Source organism: Streptomyces avermitilis MA-4680 = NBRC 14893 (assembly GCF_000009765.2).
In the GTDB taxonomy this organism is placed as follows: domain Bacteria; phylum Actinomycetota; class Actinomycetes; order Streptomycetales; family Streptomycetaceae; genus Streptomyces; species Streptomyces avermitilis.
Map to the genome: position 1 here is coordinate 2,289,313 of NC_003155.5, position 15,752 is coordinate 2,305,064.

A 15,752-nucleotide genomic window follows, 5' to 3' on the forward strand; every position below is an offset into this window, starting at 1 on the left:
CAACGCCTTCGGCACCCGGTCCGCGCTCGGTGTGAGGGACCTCATCGAGCAGGGCGTCATCATCGGGCAGGAGCAGATCCGGTTCGACGACTTCGTGGCGGACCGCACCGAGCAGGTGCCCGGCCCCCGGCCCGGCGAGGCCGTCGCCGTGAGCCATGGACTCGCCGCCGTACCGGGCGAGTTCAAGGCGAACGAGGCGACGACCCACTTCGTCGAGATCGCGCTGAAGGCGGGCCGCGCCCGCCCCGAGGACGCTCCCGCCACCGAGCCGCTCCCCGTGAACTTCGTCTTCGTCGTCGACACCAGCGGCTCGATGACGGGCACCAAGCTCGACACGGTGAAGTCCGCTCTCCAGACCATCTACCGCGAGCTGCGCCCCGCCGATTGCCTGGGCATCATCACGTTCGACCACAATGTGCGCACCGTCCTGCCGGCCGTCGCCAAGCAGGACCTGCCGCCCGAGCGCTTCGCGGAAGTGGTGTCCGCGCTGACCACCCAGGGCGGGACCGACATCGACCTCGGTGTGCAGTACGGCATCGACGAGATCAGCCGCCACTCCGTCAGCGGACGCACCGTCAACTGTCTCTACCTGTTCTCGGACGGCGACCCGACATCCGGCGAACGGGACTGGATCAAGGTCCGGGCGAACGTCGCCGCCAAACTGCGGGGCGACCTCACGCTGTCGTGCTTCGGTTTCGGCTCCGACGCCCGGATGCCCGAACTCGCCGCGCTCGCGGGGCTGGCCGGCGGCCACTCGACCTTCGTGACGCGGCCCGAGCAGGTCGGCGCGGATCTGCTGGGCGATCTGAGCAGACGTGACCACCTGGCCGCCATCGACATCCAGCTGCGGCTCGACATCGACCCCGAGGTGGAGATCCGGCACCTGTACGGGCATGACCTGGTCACCGACCCAAGAGCGCGCGCCGCGGTGCTCCGCGAGGCGGGGCAGGCGGCCGAGCGGGCGTTGCAGGACTACGGCACCAAGGCGCTGCCCGACATCATCACCGAGGACAAGGGCATCAGGATCTTCGCGCCCGACCTCGCGTTCGAGGAGACGTACTGGGTCGTCCTCGAGATCAGGGTGCCGGCGGGGCGCGAGCTGTCCGGGCTGGGTACGGCGACCGTGCAGTACGTGGACACCGTGGCCCGCGCGGGACGGCGGCACGAACTCGACCTGTGCGAGGCGCTCACGCTCCCCGAGGAGACGGTGACGGTGCACGCGGTCGGCCTGTGGACCAGCGAGGTCACCTTCTACGCGCTGGACGACCTGTACGACCGCGACAGGGAGGCGGCGAAGAACCGGCTGACGCACCACCTCAAGAACCTGGAGGCCGCACACAGTCACCTCCCGGCCAAGGAGTTCCGCGACGACCAGGTCACCCTGCGCAAGCTGATCACGCTCACCGGAGCACTGGGTGCCGTGGTCTCCTTCAGCGACGTCTCCCACGGCGCCGGTGCGGGTCCCGGCTTCGCGCCCGCCGTGCGGGTGATGAACGACTTCGGCAGGGTCCGGTCGGGGTTCTGGCCGCACTACTGACGCTGGCCGCTACTGACGCGGCCCCGGCCGTCGCGGTCGCCGCGCTTCGCGGTCAGCGCACGTCGCCGTCACCGCACTTCGCCGTCACCTCACCCGGAAGACCGGCCCCCGTGCGGTGAACGGCAGCCGTGCGCCCTGCGGGATGAGGTACGCGTGCTCGCGCCGGACCCGCAGGACGTCGCACCAGCCGTCCGTGATCACCGGGACGGGCGCGCCGGGCGGGAGGTCGTCCGCGCGATGCAGCAGGTCGATGCCGGGCTGGAGCACCGTACCGCCGCGGCCGTGCACCCGCAGCCGGCCGGCGATCACCGTGACCGGCAGATAGCCCGCGTCGTGCGGTGCCGCGTCGCAGAAGAAGGTCCACGTAGTCGCGGGGACTGCCCAGCGGGGCGCCGAGGATGTCACCCGCGCCCTTGCCGCGCAGGGTGGACAGGCGGCGCATCCAGCGCAGGTCGCCGGCGATGCGGTCGTACACCTCCTCCGCGGACAGGCCCCTCAACTCCGGTTCGCGGAGCAGCCCTTCGGGCATCGAGCCGATCTGCATCTCGCAGAGCCAGCCGTTGATGACGTAGTCGCAGGCGATGTTGAACAGCAGCGGGTCGCGGGCGCCGCAGCGGGCGCAGTGCGGCGTGCAGCATCTCGTGGGCGAGGATGAACCGCCATTCCTCGTCGTCGAACCGGCGCAGCGGGCTGATGTAGATCTCGGCGGCCTCCGTGCTCACGGCGGCGACGGAGATGCCGTGGGCGCGGGCGAGTTCGGCGTCGGCGACGAGGGACCGAAGGACTCCAGGAGCGCACTCGCCAAGTCCGGAGCCGCAGGATTCCGGGTGCGTGATGTCGGTGCCGGTGGCACCGGCCCGCCCCGACCGGACGGCCCTACGCCGCGCGCTCGTCGGCCCGCGTCGCCAGGGGCACCTGCGGGCCGTCGCACTCGCGCAGCCAGCGGCGGAAGACCCGGTGGAGGTGCTCGGCGCCGACCAGTTCGGTGCCGTCGTCCACCGGCGCCGAGAACGCGACCGGCGAGAGCAGGAAGGGACGCCCCTGCGCGCCGCCGAGCCCGCCGTGCGAACCGATCTGCTCCTCGAAGGCGAGGACTTCGCCCTCGACCGGGTCGTACCAGGAGTTGACCATGATGTCGGCGGTGTGCGGGAAGGAGTGCGTGCGCCGTACGGCGTCGGCGGCGCCGGGGCCGAAGTCGGCGAGCGGGCCGGGGTGTTCGTCGTCGAGCGCGTCGACGGGTATCTCGGCGCCGTGCGCCCCGAGCACCAGCCCGCCGTGCTCGTCGCTCCGTACGAGGACGAAACCTATGCCGGGATGGTTGGCGAGGGTGGACAGCAGCGCCGGGTGGCGCCGGTCGATCTCCTCCTTGCTCATCCGGTGCGGCACGTCGGGGAAGGAGACGAGCCCGAGGTTGCCGGAGGCGAGCACGACCGGCTCGGAGCGGCGGTGCGACGGGCGGTGTTCCTCGCCGCCCTCCTCGACCGGCCGCCGCAGCGCGGCGCGCACCGCCGCCCGCGCCTCGGCCCCGCTGTGGGTGCGCCGGGCCCTGCGCGGCACGGGCAGCCCGCAGCCGGCCCGGACCAGATTGCCGAGGGAGAGGCCGTAGCGGGTCTGGAAGGTCTCGCCGGGGCTCTGGCCGTGGTCGGAGAGGACGACGACGCGGTACGGCCGCGGGGCGTGCTCGGCGACTTTGGCGATCAGCGCGAGCGAACGGTCGAGGCGCTCCAGGACCTTCGCGGCGTCCCGGCTGCGCGGCCCGGAGTGGTGCGCGACCTCGTCGTACCCGACCAGGTCCGCGTAGACCGCGTTGCGGCCGGCGAGCATGTCGCCGATCACCGCGGCGACGACGACGTCCCGCTCGACGACGGTCGCGAAGGCGCGGATGAACGGGTAGAGGCCGCCGCGCTTGACCCGGGGCCGCTGTTTCCGCACGCGCGCCAGGGTGGACTGGCCCATCTCCCGGCCGACCTCGGCGACGAGGGACATGGCGGTGCGGACGGCGTTGGCGGGGTCGCAGAAGTAGGCGAAGTAGCCCGCCCGGGAGCGGTTCTTCCTCCCCCGCCGCGCGGCGATGGACAGGACGAGCGCGAGCTGGTCGGCGCCGCCGCTGAAGAGGTTGCCGCGGCTGGCGCCGTCGACGGTGAGGAGACCGCCGTCACCGGTGCGCTCGACGGCGCGGCGCTGGAGCTCGGCGGCGCTGGAGGGGCGGTTGCAGACCATGACCTCGTGGGTTTCCTTCTCGTACCAACGGAAGGCCGGGATGTCGTGGTTGGAGCCGTGCAGGATGCCTAGCTGGCTGGCGCCGGTCTGGCTGGACCAGTCGGTGCGCCAGGGGGTGAGCACATGGGTGGGGCCACGGCCGCCGCGGGTGCCGGCGGTGGGGAGGCCGAGCCAGGCGGCGACGGTCGGCATGAGCCCCTTGGCCGTCGCCTCCGCCAGGACGTCGTGGCCGACACCGTCGAGCTGGAGGAAGACGGTGCCCGGGGTGGAGGGACCCGCCTGCCCCTCGCCGCGTCTGCGGCGGCGGTCGGCGAGCCGGTACAGCCTGCGGCGGTACGCGTCGTCGTCCCGTACCGCGAGGGCACCGCCGGTGGCGGAGGCCACGGCGGACATCACGGCGGCGACCACGACGGCGGTCTCGGGCGCGGCCTCGCCCCGGCCGGAGGGGTTGATGCGCAGGGCGATCAGCAGCAGGGAGCCGTTGAGGAAGAAGACGAGCAGGCCGATGACGAGGGCGGGCACGAGGAGCAGCAGGCGCACGAGCAGGGGCCAGAAAAGGGACGACAGCAGACCGAAGACGCCCGCGCCGGCGGCCGCGGTGATGGCTATCCGGGTGGCGCTGTCACCGTTGTCGGACTGGAGCTGGAAGTCGGGGAGCAGTCCGGCGAGGACGAGCATGGTGACCGTCGAGACGGCCCATACGGCGATACTCCGCCACACCCCGCTGAGCACACTCCGCCAACGCCCGCCACCCACGCCGCACCCACCTCGCGTCCCGGCCCACACCTGTACGGGCCTTCTCCACCCTGTCACAACGCATGGGGGATCCCGGGTGTCACCGGATGCTCTCCCCCCGGCCATCCTGCTCCGCCGCAAGGGCGCGCAAGCGTGCGACCACGACGGCGGTGGGTCCACCCACAGGGGTCAGCGGCCGTCGTACCCCGCTGTCGGCATCGAAAGGCGCCGGTGGATACGGGCCTTCATCTTCGCGTCGTACGACGGTTCCGCGCGGCCCACCGTCTCCACGCGGACGCCGCGGCGGGCGCACTCCGCGGCGAACTCGTCCACGGAGGCGAGCGCGCGCTCCAGGACACGGTGGCTGGGGGCGACGAACAGGTCGACGAGGCCGGCCTCGACGTCGGCCCACAGGGCGCAGTGGTCGGGCCGCAGTCCGCGGACGAGGAGTTCCCGGGTCACGACGTAGCCGCGCTCGGCGGCCCAGCGGGCGCACATCGCGTACTGGCTGCGGGAGTCGACGAGGAAGGGGTCCGCGTCCAGTTCCTCCAGGGGCGTCAGGCTGGCGATGGCCGTGACCCGTACCGTGGCCGACGGGCCGAAGGCGCCGCGCACGTCTCCCATGGTGTCCCCCCTCACCTCCGGGTTTCGCCGCCGACCCTACTCCTGCCCGTAGGCTCGGGGGGAGTCGCGCGAAGGAGGCAAAGGGAGTGCCGGTGGAGATCACCTGGTGGGGGCATGCCACCTGCACGGTCGAGGACTCGGGAACGCGCGTTCTCACCGACCCGCTCTTCGCGCGCCGCCTGGCGCACCTGCGGCGCCGCCGGGGCGCACCGCCCCCGCCCGAGGCGGCGGTCGCGGACGTGGCGCTCGTCTCGCATCTGCACGCCGACCACCTCCACGTACCGTCCCTGGCCCGGCTCGCCCCCGGCACCCGGCTGCTGCTGCCGCGGGGCGCCGTGCGTCAGGTGCCGGGGCTGCGCAGGCTCGGTCATCTGCGGCTCACCGAGGTCGCGCCCGGCGATCGGACGCAGGTCGGTGACCTGGTCGTACGGACCGTTCCGGCGCGGCACGACGGACGGCGGCTGCCGGTCGGTCCGCACCGCTCGCCCGCGCTCGGGTTCGTGATCGAGGGTGCCGCGCGGACGTACTTCGCGGGGGACACCGGGCTGTTCGAGGAGATGGCCGAGGAGGTCGGGCCCGTCGACGTGGCGCTGTTGCCGGTCGGCGGCTGGGGGCCGTATCTCGGCGAGGGGCACCTGGACGCGGGGCGGGCCGCGCAGGCGCTCGCGCGGCTGACGCCCCGCAGCGCGGTACCGGTGCACTACGGCACGTACTGGCCGATCGGGATGGATGCCGTGCGCCCCCATGAATTCCACACGCCGGGCGCCGAGTTCGTGCGCCTCGCGGCGGAGCGCGCGCCGGCGGTCGCGGTGCACCTGCTGGCGCACGGCGAGAGCGTACGCCCGGAGGTGGCCCGGTGAGACGCCCGGTCCGCAGACCGCACACCACCGTGACGGAGGCCGCCCGGTGATATTCCTGGCCGCGGTGAACTCGACCGTGTCACCGGCGTCCACGCAGCAGGCCATCGGCTATCCGACGCTGTTCCTGCTGGTGCTGATCGGCGCGCTGGTGCCGGTGGTGCCGACGGGCGCCCTGGTCAGCTCCGCGGCGGTGGTGGCCTTCCATCAGTCGGCGCCCTTCGCGCTGCTGTTCGTCTTCGCGGTGGCGGCGCTCGCCGCGTTCCTCGGCGACATCGCGCTGTACTGGCTGGGCCGGCGCGGAATGCGCTCCAAGAACGGGTCGCGCTGGCTGCGGGCGATCCGCGACCGCGCGCCCGAGGACCGGCTCGCACAGGCGCAGGAGAAGCTGCGCGACCACGACATCGCGGTGCTCACGCTGTCCCGGCTGGTCCCGGCGGGCCGTCTCCCGGTGATGCTCGCCTGTCTGATGGCGGACATGCCGCTGCGGCGCTTCGCCCGCGGCAACGGCCCGGCGTGCCTCGCCTGGGCGGTGACGTACCAGCTGATCGGCATCCTCGGCGGTTCCCTGTTCGAGGAGCCGTGGGAGGGCGTGGTGGCGGCGGTCGCGCTGACGCTGACGATCAGCGTCGCGCCGAGCGTGTGGCGCAGGCTGCGCAGGGACGCCGCCTAGCTCTACGTCCTGTCCGGCGGATCATGATGCCGGAGGAAGGCGGCGGAGCCTTGTCAGCCCGGGTGCGCCGGGGCATGAACCGCCGGACAGGCTCTGGGCCCGGAGATCACTCCAGGACCCGGGAGGCCCCCACCGGCAGGTCCCACAGGTCCTCGCGGGCCAGCCCCGCCTTCTCCCAGGCCGCCCGCACCCGGGTGAGCGGCTCCAGGACCGGCTCCGCGGACAGGACGAACGTCGCCCAGTGCATCGGCGCCATCCGGTGCGCGCCGAGGTCGACCGCCGCCTGTACCGCCTCCTCCGGATCGCAGTGCACGTCGCTCAGCCACCAGCGCGGGTCGTACGCGCCGATCGGCAGCAGCGCCAGGTCGATACCGGGGTAGCGGCGGCCGATCTGCGCGAACCAGTGCCCGTATCCCGTGTCCCCAGCGAAGTACACGCGCTGCCCGTCGGGCGCCGTGAGCACCCAACCGCCCCACAGGGTGCGGCAGGTGTCGGTCAGGCTGCGTTTGGACCAGTGATGGGAAGGCACGAAGTCCAAGCGGACACCGCCCAGTTCGGCCGCCTCCCACCAGTCCAGCTCGGTCACCTGCGTGAAGCGGCGGCGCCGGAACCAGCGGGCGAGTCCGGCGGGCACGAACACCGGGGTGTCGCGCGGGAGTCTGCGCAGGGTGGGGGCGTCCAGGTGGTCGTAGTGGTTGTGGCTGATGACGACCGCGTCGATGCGCGGCAGGGCGCTCCAGGCCACCCCGACGGGGGTGATCCGGGCGGGTGTGCCGAGGATGCGGCGGGACCAGACCGGGTCGGTGAGGACGGTGAGGCCACCGATCCGGACCACCCAACTCGCGTGCCCCGCCCAGGAGACGGCGACCATGCGCGCGTCCACCCGGGGCAGCGGCGCCGGCTCGAAGGGCAGCTTCGGGATGTCGGCGAGTCCCTCGGGTCCCGGCCGTATCGCGCCCTCGCGGGCGAACCGGGCTAAGGCCTTGAGTCCGGGCAGCGGGGCGGTCAGCCGGTCGGCGAAGGAGCGCTGCCATCGCCGGCGCTCGCCGAGCGGACGCGGCTCGGGCGGTGCGTTCGGCGGTGCGAGGGGCCCGGCGGGGGTGGGCGGGGACGGGGACGGGGACGTGAATGTGGTCGTGGTCGTGGTCGTCGACGTCGGCTCGTCGGCGTCCTGGTCCGTCGGCGAAACGGTGCTCGTGGTGAACCCGGACTGCTTCGTCTGCTTCGTCTGCTTCGTCTGCTCCGTCTGCTCCGTCTGCTGCGTCTGCTGCGTCATCGAGGAGGCTCCCATCGCTGAGCGTCGTCGCGAAGATCGTCGAAGACCGATCCCAGAAGGATCAACGCGCGTTGCACGTGTGGCAGTTCCAAAGGCGCGGGTGAATCGAGGCACCGCGTCCGCTCCTCGGCGGTGGTGCCGAGGAGCGGCCCGGTGGACAGCCGTACGCGCAGGGCCGCGAGGTCGTCCCCGAAGCGCTGGCCGCCGGGCGCGGGCAGGCCGAGCCGGGCGGTGAGGAAGTCCTCCAGTTCCTGTGCGTCGCCCACTCCGTGCGCGCTGAGCGCGGAGCGCAGCGGGCCGAGGTCCACGTACAGATGCCGGCCGGCCTGCGGGGGCCGGGCGAGGGCGCCCGCGGTGACCACCGCACGGTGCGCGGCGGTGGCCACGCGCGCGTGCAGGCGTACGGCGGCGGTGAGGCGTTCGGTGACGTCGGCGGGCTCGTCGAGCGCGTACGCGGCGGCCGCGGCGACCGGTCGGGCGATCCGGGCGCCGAGCGCGGTGAGGACGTCGAGGACACGGGCGCGCAGCCCGGCGCCGTCGGCGGTGTCCGGGAAGCGGGCGACGGCCGCGGGCCAGCCGGCCGGCAGGAAGGGGCCGGCGAGGTCGGTCAGGACGGTGACCCCGTCGGGGAGCATCTCGGCGGGGCTGAACAGCACGGTGTCGTGCGGGCGGTGCACGGTGTCGCGCCAGGTCTCGTCGCTGACCAGGTGCAGTCCCTCGCCCGCGGCGGCCTCGATGGTCTCGTGCAGCACCTCGGGCGGGTGCGACGGTTGGCGGTTGGGGTTCGTTCGGCCGACCCGGCGACGGAACCGAAGGACCCCCCGGGATTCCCCCGGCCTTCGGGCACGGAACCCTGCGACCGGTTCTTCCAGGAGGGGGGGTCCGGAATCCCGGGAAGGCCCCCCCAATTTCCCCCGGGGGGTTCGCCAACAAGGGAACACCGGACCCTTCCCAGGCGGCCCCGGGCCCTTGGGGGTGCCCACCAGGCGGCGCAGGGCCGGGGCACGAGCACATCGCCACCGAGCGCCGCGGTCAGTGCGAGGAGCAGGGCCGGGGCGCCCGGTGCGGCGGCGACGCGGTCGGGGCCCGCGGACAGACCGCGCCGCCCGAAGTAGCCGCAGGCCGCGGCGAGGAGGGCGGGGCCGCCGCCGGCGGGTTCGGCGTCGGGGCGGTCCGCGGCGGCGGCGAGGGCGGCCGCGAGTCCCGGCAGTACGGGCAGTCCCTGGTCGGGCAGCGGCGGGCCGTAGCGGACGGGGCCGTGTCCTTCCCGATCCGTCCGCCGCATGGGTGCCTCCGCGCAGTCTCGTACGTCCGTTCCCCATACGGTCTCGGCCGTGCCCTCGGCCTCTCCGTACCCAGGGTTCCGTCCTGCCATGGGCGCCCGGCCGGGTTGCGCCCGTCACAGCGTCAGATGCGGGAGGACGTTCCCTTCCGGCGCAGCACTCGGTAGCAGGCGGCGCCGATGGCGACCGCGACCAGGACGCTGCCGGTGACCAGGGCGGGGATCGACCCGGTGAAGGCGCCGCCCTCGCCGGCCTGCGCTCCGCGCTGGACCCCGGGAGGCGCATCCGCCGCACCGGACGGATTCACGGCGTCGGGGCCGTTCGGCGTGTCGGGGGGATCGACGGCGTCGGGGCGATTCACCGCGTCGGGCGGCTCGACCGTGCCGGGGCGGCTCGCGGTGCCGGGCGGAGCCAACGTGCCGGGGGGATCCACCGCGGCGGGCGCATCCAGCGTGTCGGGCGGGACCACCACACCGGGCGGCACCACCGCACTGGGGGGATTCACCTCGTCAGGACGGTTCACCGCGTCGGGCGCGTCCGCCGCGTCGGGGCGATTCACCGCACCGGGATCCACCGTGTCGGGCGGAACCACCGCACCCGGAGGATCCACCGCGGCGGGCGCATCCAGCGTGTCGGGCGGAGCCACCGCGCTGGGAGGATTCACCTCGTCAGGACGATTCACCGCGTCGGGCGCGTCCGCAGCGTCGGGCGCGTCCGCAGCGCCGGGCACGTCCGCAGCGCCGGACGGATCCGCCGCGCCGTTGCGGGCCTCGCCGTCGCGGGTGTCGCTGGGCAAGGCGGTCCACTGACTCTCCTGGCCGCCCGTCGTCACGGGGCACTGTCCGTCGACCTCCCACTGCGCCGGGGGGCCGGCCGCACCGGTAGCACCGCCGTCGAAGTCCCCGTCGGACGGCATACGCGCCGTCTCGCCGTCGGCGGCCGCCCCGGCGTCGTCGTTCCCTCCGAGCCGCAGCTGGGCCTCGGTCTCCTCGGAGCTCTGCGGGCCGGCCTCGATGGCGTCGGACCGCTCCGCGCCGGTGGCGTCGCAGGAGACGGAGAGGGTGACGGCGCCGCCGGGCGCGACGGAGCGCGGTCTGACCTCCGTGGCCGGATCCGCGGACGCGGCCGGGGCGGCGACGCCCAGGGCGGCACCGGCCAGGGCGGTGGCGGACAGGACACGGGCGCAACGGCGCATGGGCTGGGCTCCTTCGGCGGGCTCTGCGGGGGCACGGCGGTCGTGCCCCCGCAGCCCATGACAGCCCGCCCGGCGGCCGCACGCGCGCGGCCGGGCACCATTCGCGCTACGTACGCCGCCGGGCGGGTGACAATGCCGGACCACTGCGGAGCCTGCGGTCGGCGGTACGGCGTCTGCGGTCGGCGCCCTGGGAGAGCCCTGGGAGAGCCGGCGCAGGGCTCCGAAGGCCGCGTCCGACCCCGCCGAGGCCACCCGGAACGCGGCGCCGGTGGGTGAGCCGCTTCTCCATGGCGAAGGCGAGGGCGAGGGCACGGCGAGGGACATGATGTCCCGTCACCTCGCCCTCGCCCTCGCCCTCGCTCTCAGCCGGACGAACCTGAACCTCGGCTCAGGCGGCGTCCCGCATCACCTGCTCGCGCAGTCGGTCGCAGCAGCGGCTGATGATCCGTGACACATGCATCTGGGAGATGCCGAGCTGCTCGGCGATGCGGCTCTGCGTCATGTCACCGAAGAACCTCATGTAGAGGATGTCCCGTTCGCGCTCGGGCAGCGCCTGGAGGCGCGGCTTGACGGCCTCGCGGTCGACGACGATGTCCAGGGCCGGGTCGGCCGAGCCGAGGGCGTCGCTGAGCGAGTACCCGTCCTCGCTGCCGGGCAGTTCGGCGTCGAGGGAGAGCGCCGTGAAGCTCTCCAGGGCCTCCAGGCCCGCCCGGACGTCCTCCTCGCTCATGTTGGCGTGCTCGGCGATCTCGGCGACGGTGGGCCTGCGGCCCGAGATGGTCTGCGAGAGGTCCTGACTGGCGAACCGCACACGGTTGCGCAGATCCTGGACGCGGCGCGGCACGTGCAGGGTCCACATGTGGTCGCGGAAGTGGCGCTTGATCTCGCCGGTGATCGTGGGCACGGCGTAGCTCTCGAAGGCGTTGCCGAGCTCGGGGTCGTACCGGTCGACGGCCTTGACCAGGCCGAGCGACGCGACCTGGCGCAGGTCTTCGTAGTTCTCGCCGCGGTTCCGAAAGCGTCCGGCGAGCCGTTCGGCCATGGGCAGCCAGGCCTCGACGATCTCCTCACGGAGTGTGTCGCGCTGCTGGCCCGGCGGGAGCGTGGCGAGCTTGCGGAAGGCCTCTGCGGTGTCGGGTGCATCGTCGTGCGAGTGGCGCTTCGCGCTGGCTTGGGTTCGCATGGTGCGTCGCAACTCCCTTGAGGGGTGCCTGGGGTGGACGGTCACCGTGGGAGCGCACCCGGACACGGGACCGGACACACCCGTGGTGAGGGTTTCCCGCTCCCACGGACGTGCCTCCTGTCCGAAGCACTGTCAGACCGCCTGCCCCTGATCATGCGAGGCAAACCACCCGCACAGCCTCCGGGTGAAAACCGTTGCCGCCCCCGGTTCAGGAGCGACGGCAGGGCCACGCGGCGGACGCTCCGCACGGGTCCGCCCGATCCCGTGTCGACCTCGTCCCACCGGGTACGCGGTGCTCACCCGAGCTCACCCCGAAAGGATCTGGAGCGAAACATGCAGCGAGGCAGTGACCGGCTGAGCGTCCACCGGGACGACGAGATGAAACACGAACTGCAGGGTCTGCTGCGGTCCGGTCACCCGACGCGGGCCGAAGAGTGGAACGACCCGGAACCGACGGCCGACGACGACCCGCAGATCGCGGGCGGCCCTGTGACGCCCGGCGGCGCCACGGGCTCGCTGGCCGCCGTGCGCTACGAGCTGGGCCGGCATCTGGGACGCACCTCGTTCCCCGCGGGGCCCGCCGATCTGATCGGCGCCCTGCGCCGCAGCCACGCCCCCGACGCGCTCGTCGAACCGCTGGAGCGGCTGCCGCACAAGGCCCGCTACACCAACGCGCACGAGCTTGCCGAGGCGGTCGTACGGACCGCCGACGGCGCCGGGCCGCAGGACGAGGAACAGGGGTAACACGGGTAACAGGCGAACTGGAGGAACAGGAGCCGGACGCCCAGCGAACAGGTTCGCGGGTACCGCGGGCCACAGCGGGAGATCACAGAAGGGACCACTTCCATGGCTGATTTCGTCAGGGAGGTCATGACTCCCGGCGTCGTCGCGGTCCGCCCCGACGCATCGCTCGTCGAGGCCGCGCAGCTCATGCGGGCCCAGGATGTGGGCGATGTCCTCGTGACCCTCGACCAGCAGCTCGTCGGCGTGCTCACGGACCGTGACATAGCGCTGCGTGCCGTCGCGGACGGCGTCGACCCGCGCACCGTGAGCGCCCAGGGCGTGTGCACGACCAACCCGGTGGTGATCGGCCCCGACGAGCCCGTGTCGGCCGCGGTCGCGCTGATGCGGGAGCACACCGTGCGCCGACTTCCGGTCGTCGAGGACGGACACCCGGTGGGCATGGTGAGTCTCGGCGATCTGGCGGTCGCGCAGGACCCCGAATCGGTGCTCGCCGACATCAGCCGCGCCGAACCGGACAGCTGGCCGGGCGCGGCTCCCGCGGCACGCTGAGGGCCGGCCGGCAGGCTGAGAAAGGACAGTGAACAGTCATGCGCATCGCATTCCTGACCGCCCCCGAGGGGGTCGAGCAGATCGAACTCACCGACCCCTGGCAGGCGGCGGTCGACGCCGGGCACCAACCGGTCCTGGTCTCGACCGAGCCCGGACAGGTCCAGGCGTTCAACCATCTCGACAAGGCGGACACCTTCCCCGTCGAGGAGGTGGCCGGTGAGGTGCCGGCCGACTCCTTCGGCGCGCTGGTCCTGCCCGGCGGGGTGGCCAACCCCGACGCACTGCGGATGGACGAGCGGGCGGTGGCTTTCGTCCGCGCCTTCTTCGACCAGGGCCGTCCGGTCGCCGCGATCTGCCACGCCCCGTGGACGCTGATCGAGGCCGGCGTGGTCCCGGGCCGTGTGCTGACCTCGTGGCCGAGTCTGCGGACGGACATCCGCAACGCGGGCGGCACCTGGGTCGACGAGCAGGTGCAGATCTGCGACCAGGGGCCCAACACGCTGATCACCAGCCGCAAGCCGGACGACCTGAAGGCGTTCCGCGAGGCGTTTCTGACCGAGTTCGACAAGGCTGCGGCCGCGTAGCGGCTCAGCCGGACGTCCCGAAGCCGGTGCTCGGTCCGGACCAGCTGGTCCGGACCGAGCACCGGCTTCACGTGCGCCGACCGCACGGGGGCCGGACGGTCGACGCGGACACCTCGGTCAGCTCGGACGCCTCACGCGCCCTGAGCACCTCACGCGGCTCGGGCAGACCTCACGCGAGTCACGACTGGAGGCTCGTCACGCCTGGGCGCATCCCCGCTCCCGGGCTCCCTCACGAGTGCGGCCCGGGGCCACCGGGCGGCGTGGATGGCGGCGCAGATACTCGCCCTCCAGCTGCGCCATGCGGACGTTGTGCACCCGCAGCGCGTCGTTGGAACCGTGCAGCAGCGTGTCGTGACGCGTGCGGTGGATCGCCTCCAGCTCCTTCATGAGTTGCTGGTCGGTCAGGCGGCCCGGGTCGACTCCGTTCATGATCGTGCCCCGATCGTCGTGTCCCTGGTGCGGTCCGGGTACGCGCTCGGGACCTACCACCCGAGGGCATCCAGGAGGGACCATGGATCTCGCCTCTCTCCATCCACTCTACGAACATCCGGGGCCCTGGGCCTCCGCATACGCCGACACGCCCCGGCGCACCAGGGCCACGCCTACGGGCGCTCCCCGACGGCGCGGGCCGCGCGCGTTCCGCTACCTGGCCCGCTCCACCCGGCGCTCGTCCCACACCGGCTCCGCCGTCTCCCGTACGCGGCCGTCGGAGCCGAAGACGAGATAGCGGTCGAAGGACCGGGCGAACCAGCGGTCGTGCGTGACCGACAGGACCGTGCCGTCGAAGGCCTCCAGGCCCTCCTGGAGGGCCTCCGCCGACTCCAGGTCCAGGTTGTCGGTCGGCTCGTCCAGCAGCAGCGCGGTCACGCCCTCCAGCTCCAGCAGGAGGATCTGGAATCGGGCCTGCTGTCCGCCGGACAACCGCTCGAACCGCTGCTCGGCCTGGGCGGTCAGCTCGTAGCGCCGCAGCCGGGACATGGCCGCGCCGCGGTCCTGGGAGTGCTCGCCCCACAGGATGTCCAGCAGCGTGCGGCCCTCCAGCTCCGGGTGGGCGTGGGTCTGCGCGAAGTGCCCGGGCACGACACGCGCGCCCAGCTTCCACTCCCCCGTGTGCGTGACGTCGTCGCCCGCGAGCAGGCGCAGGAAGTGCGACTTGCCGGAGCCGTTGGAGCCGAGGACGGCGACCCGCTCGCCGTAGAAGACCTCCAGGTCGAAGGGTTTCATCAGCCCGGTGAGCTCGAGCCCCTTGCAGGTGACCGCCCGTACCCCGGTACGGCCGCCCTTGAGCCGCATGGTGATGTCCTGCTCGCGCGGCGGCTCGGGCGGCGGTCCCGCCTCCTCGAACTTCCGCAGCCTGGTCTGCGCGGCCTGGTAGCGGGACGCCAGCTCATGGCTGATGGAGGCCGCCTGCCGAAGATTCAGCACGAGCTTCTTCAGCTGGGCGTGCTTCTCGTCCCAGCGCCTGCGCAACTCCTCGAAGCGCGCGAAACGTTCCCGCCGCGCCTCGTGATATGTCGCGAAACCGCCGCCGTGCACCCAGGCGTCCGCCCCGGTGGGGCTCGGTTCGACGCTCACGATCTTCTCCGCGGCGCGGGCGAGCAGCTCACGGTCGTGGGAGACGAAGAGAACGGTCTTGCGGGTCTCCTTGAGCCGCTCCTCCAGCCAGCGCTTGCCGGGTACGTCGAGATAGTTGTCGGGCTCGTCGAGCAGCAGCACCTCGTCGGTGCCGCGCAGCAGCGCTTCGAGCACGAGCCGCTTCTGCTCGCCACCGGAGAGGGTGCGCACCTGTCGCCACTGCGCCTTCTCGTACGGCACTCCGAGCGCGGCCATGGTGCACATGTCCCAGAGCGTCTCCGCCTCGTACCCGCGGACCTCGGCCCAGTCGGAGAGCGCCTGCGCGTACCGGAGCTGGGCGGCCTCGTCGTCGACGGTCATCATGGCGTGCTCGGCGGTGTCCACGGCGCGCGCCGCTTCCTGGATGCGGGGCGACGCGACGGACACGAGCAGTTCCCGTACGGTCGTCTCGTCCCGCACGGACCCCACGAACTGCCGCATCACCCCGAGTCCGCCGCCCACCGTGACCCCGCCACCGTGCGGCTTCAGCTCACCGGAGATCAGCCGCAGCAGGGTGGTCTTCCCGGCCCCGTTGGGCCCGACGAGGGCGACGACGGCCCCTTCTCCCACCCGGAACGACACATCGCCGAGCAGCACCCTCCCGTCGGGAAGGTAGTACTCGAGATGCGCGGCTTCCAGATGTCCCATGGCGCGCATTGTCCTGGGAATCGCCTGCCC

Annotated in this window: 14 protein-coding genes and 1 pseudogene; 6 read left to right on the forward strand and 9 right to left on the reverse strand. The window is 73.0% G+C overall.

Going from position 1 to position 15,752, the window contains the following annotated elements:
* The first annotated feature begins 31 nt into the window (after positions 1 to 31).
* Complete coding sequence (locus tag SAVERM_RS09835; RefSeq protein WP_042492897.1) at positions 32 to 1,537, forward strand: VWA domain-containing protein; 1,506 nt, start codon at positions 32 to 34, stop codon at positions 1,535 to 1,537.
* Positions 1,538 to 1,589: 52 nt separating this feature from the next.
* On the opposite strand, the gene SAVERM_RS39895 is transcribed toward SAVERM_RS09835, so the two are convergent.
* The 3 genes from SAVERM_RS39895 to SAVERM_RS09850 all read right to left on the reverse strand — a co-directional run bounded on the left by SAVERM_RS39895 (position 1,590) and on the right by SAVERM_RS09850 (position 5,116).
* A complete protein-coding gene (locus tag SAVERM_RS39895) occupies positions 1,590 to 2,132 on the reverse strand; it encodes a DUF2201 family putative metallopeptidase (protein ID WP_078234610.1) in 543 nt (180 codons plus the stop codon).
* A 281-nt stretch (positions 2,133 to 2,413) separates the two neighbouring features.
* On the reverse strand, positions 2,414 to 4,513 hold the full coding sequence (locus SAVERM_RS09845) for an alkaline phosphatase family protein (RefSeq protein WP_171033202.1): 2,100 nt from the start codon (positions 4,511 to 4,513) through the stop codon (positions 2,414 to 2,416).
* A 168-nt stretch (positions 4,514 to 4,681) separates the two neighbouring features.
* Positions 4,682 to 5,116: a hypothetical protein gene (locus SAVERM_RS09850; protein ID WP_037647360.1), complete on the reverse strand. Its 435-nt coding sequence runs from the start codon at positions 5,114 to 5,116 to the stop codon at positions 4,682 to 4,684.
* An 86-nt stretch (positions 5,117 to 5,202) separates the two neighbouring features.
* On the opposite strand from SAVERM_RS09850, the gene SAVERM_RS09855 reads away from it, so the two are divergent.
* Together SAVERM_RS09855 and SAVERM_RS09860 are read left to right on the forward strand one after the other, a co-directional pair.
* Entirely contained in the window at positions 5,203 to 5,976 is a 774-nt protein-coding gene (locus SAVERM_RS09855; protein WP_037647357.1) for an MBL fold metallo-hydrolase, read from the forward strand.
* A gap of 46 nt (positions 5,977 to 6,022) precedes the next feature.
* A complete protein-coding gene (locus SAVERM_RS09860) occupies positions 6,023 to 6,646 on the forward strand; it encodes a DedA family protein (RefSeq protein ID WP_010983308.1) in 624 nt (207 codons plus the stop codon).
* A gap of 106 nt (positions 6,647 to 6,752) precedes the next feature.
* Here the strand turns inward: SAVERM_RS09860 and SAVERM_RS09865 are convergent, their stop codons facing one another.
* The 4 genes and pseudogenes from SAVERM_RS09865 to SAVERM_RS09880 all read right to left on the reverse strand — a co-directional run bounded on the left by SAVERM_RS09865 (position 6,753) and on the right by SAVERM_RS09880 (position 11,583).
* Positions 6,753 to 7,922: an MBL fold metallo-hydrolase gene (locus tag SAVERM_RS09865; protein WP_010983309.1), complete on the reverse strand. Its 1,170-nt coding sequence runs from the start codon at positions 7,920 to 7,922 to the stop codon at positions 6,753 to 6,755.
* A pseudogene (locus SAVERM_RS39900) lies at positions 7,919 to 9,207 on the reverse strand (pyridoxal phosphate-dependent aminotransferase). The gene SAVERM_RS09865 and the pseudogene SAVERM_RS39900 overlap by 4 nt, the downstream one beginning before the upstream one ends.
* Positions 9,208 to 9,329: 122 nt before the next feature.
* Positions 9,330 to 10,400 (reverse strand): hypothetical protein, encoded by a 1,071-nt coding sequence (locus SAVERM_RS09875; protein ID WP_010983311.1) that lies wholly within the window; start codon positions 10,398 to 10,400, stop codon positions 9,330 to 9,332.
* A gap of 388 nt (positions 10,401 to 10,788) precedes the next feature.
* On the reverse strand, positions 10,789 to 11,583 hold the full coding sequence (locus tag SAVERM_RS09880; RefSeq protein ID WP_010983312.1) for an RNA polymerase sigma factor SigF: 795 nt from the start codon (positions 11,581 to 11,583) through the stop codon (positions 10,789 to 10,791).
* A 333-nt stretch (positions 11,584 to 11,916) separates the two neighbouring features.
* Between SAVERM_RS09880 and SAVERM_RS09885 the strand changes: the two genes are divergently transcribed.
* From SAVERM_RS09885 to SAVERM_RS09895, 3 genes are all read left to right on the forward strand, one after another.
* Complete coding sequence (locus tag SAVERM_RS09885) at positions 11,917 to 12,327, forward strand: DUF2795 domain-containing protein (RefSeq protein ID WP_010983313.1); 411 nt, start codon at positions 11,917 to 11,919, stop codon at positions 12,325 to 12,327.
* Positions 12,328 to 12,429: 102 nt separating this feature from the next.
* Positions 12,430 to 12,876, forward strand: a complete 447-nt coding sequence (locus SAVERM_RS09890; RefSeq protein WP_010983314.1) for a CBS domain-containing protein — start codon at positions 12,430 to 12,432, stop codon at positions 12,874 to 12,876.
* Between the two features lie 38 nt (positions 12,877 to 12,914).
* Entirely contained in the window at positions 12,915 to 13,460 is a 546-nt protein-coding gene (locus SAVERM_RS09895; protein WP_010983315.1) for a type 1 glutamine amidotransferase domain-containing protein, read from the forward strand.
* Between the two features lie 195 nt (positions 13,461 to 13,655).
* On the opposite strand, the gene SAVERM_RS09900 is transcribed toward SAVERM_RS09895, so the two are convergent.
* Both SAVERM_RS09900 and SAVERM_RS09905 read right to left on the reverse strand, forming a co-directional pair.
* Entirely contained in the window at positions 13,656 to 13,889 is a 234-nt protein-coding gene (locus SAVERM_RS09900; RefSeq protein ID WP_037647525.1) for a DUF6158 family protein, read from the reverse strand.
* Positions 13,890 to 14,102: 213 nt separating this feature from the next.
* Positions 14,103 to 15,722 carry an ATP-binding cassette domain-containing protein gene (locus tag SAVERM_RS09905; protein WP_010983317.1) on the reverse strand — a complete coding sequence of 540 codons (1,620 nt, stop codon included), beginning with the start codon at positions 15,720 to 15,722 and terminating at the stop codon, positions 14,103 to 14,105.
* Positions 15,723 to 15,752: the final 30 nt, after the last annotated feature.

Bases quoted from the DNA above. Each gene is read 5' to 3' on its own strand.
- SAVERM_RS09850 (WP_037647360.1), bottom strand. From the start codon at position 5,116: ATGGGAGACGTGCGCGGCGCCTTCGGCCCGTCGGCCACGGTACGGGTC.
- SAVERM_RS09865 (WP_010983309.1), bottom strand. From the start codon at position 7,922: ATGACGCAGCAGACGCAGCAGACGGAGCAGACGGAGCAGACGAAGCAG.
- SAVERM_RS09875 (WP_010983311.1), bottom strand. From the start codon at position 10,400: ATGCGCCGTTGCGCCCGTGTCCTGTCCGCCACCGCCCTGGCCGGTGCC.
- SAVERM_RS09880 (WP_010983312.1), bottom strand. From the start codon at position 11,583: ATGCGAACCCAAGCCAGCGCGAAGCGCCACTCGCACGACGATGCACCC.
- SAVERM_RS09885 (WP_010983313.1), top strand. From the start codon at position 11,917: ATGCAGCGAGGCAGTGACCGGCTGAGCGTCCACCGGGACGACGAGATG.
- SAVERM_RS09890 (WP_010983314.1), top strand. From the start codon at position 12,430: ATGGCTGATTTCGTCAGGGAGGTCATGACTCCCGGCGTCGTCGCGGTC.
- SAVERM_RS09895 (WP_010983315.1), top strand. From the start codon at position 12,915: ATGCGCATCGCATTCCTGACCGCCCCCGAGGGGGTCGAGCAGATCGAA.
- SAVERM_RS09900 (WP_037647525.1), bottom strand. From the start codon at position 13,889: ATGAACGGAGTCGACCCGGGCCGCCTGACCGACCAGCAACTCATGAAG.
- SAVERM_RS09905 (WP_010983317.1), bottom strand. From the start codon at position 15,722: ATGGGACATCTGGAAGCCGCGCATCTCGAGTACTACCTTCCCGACGGG.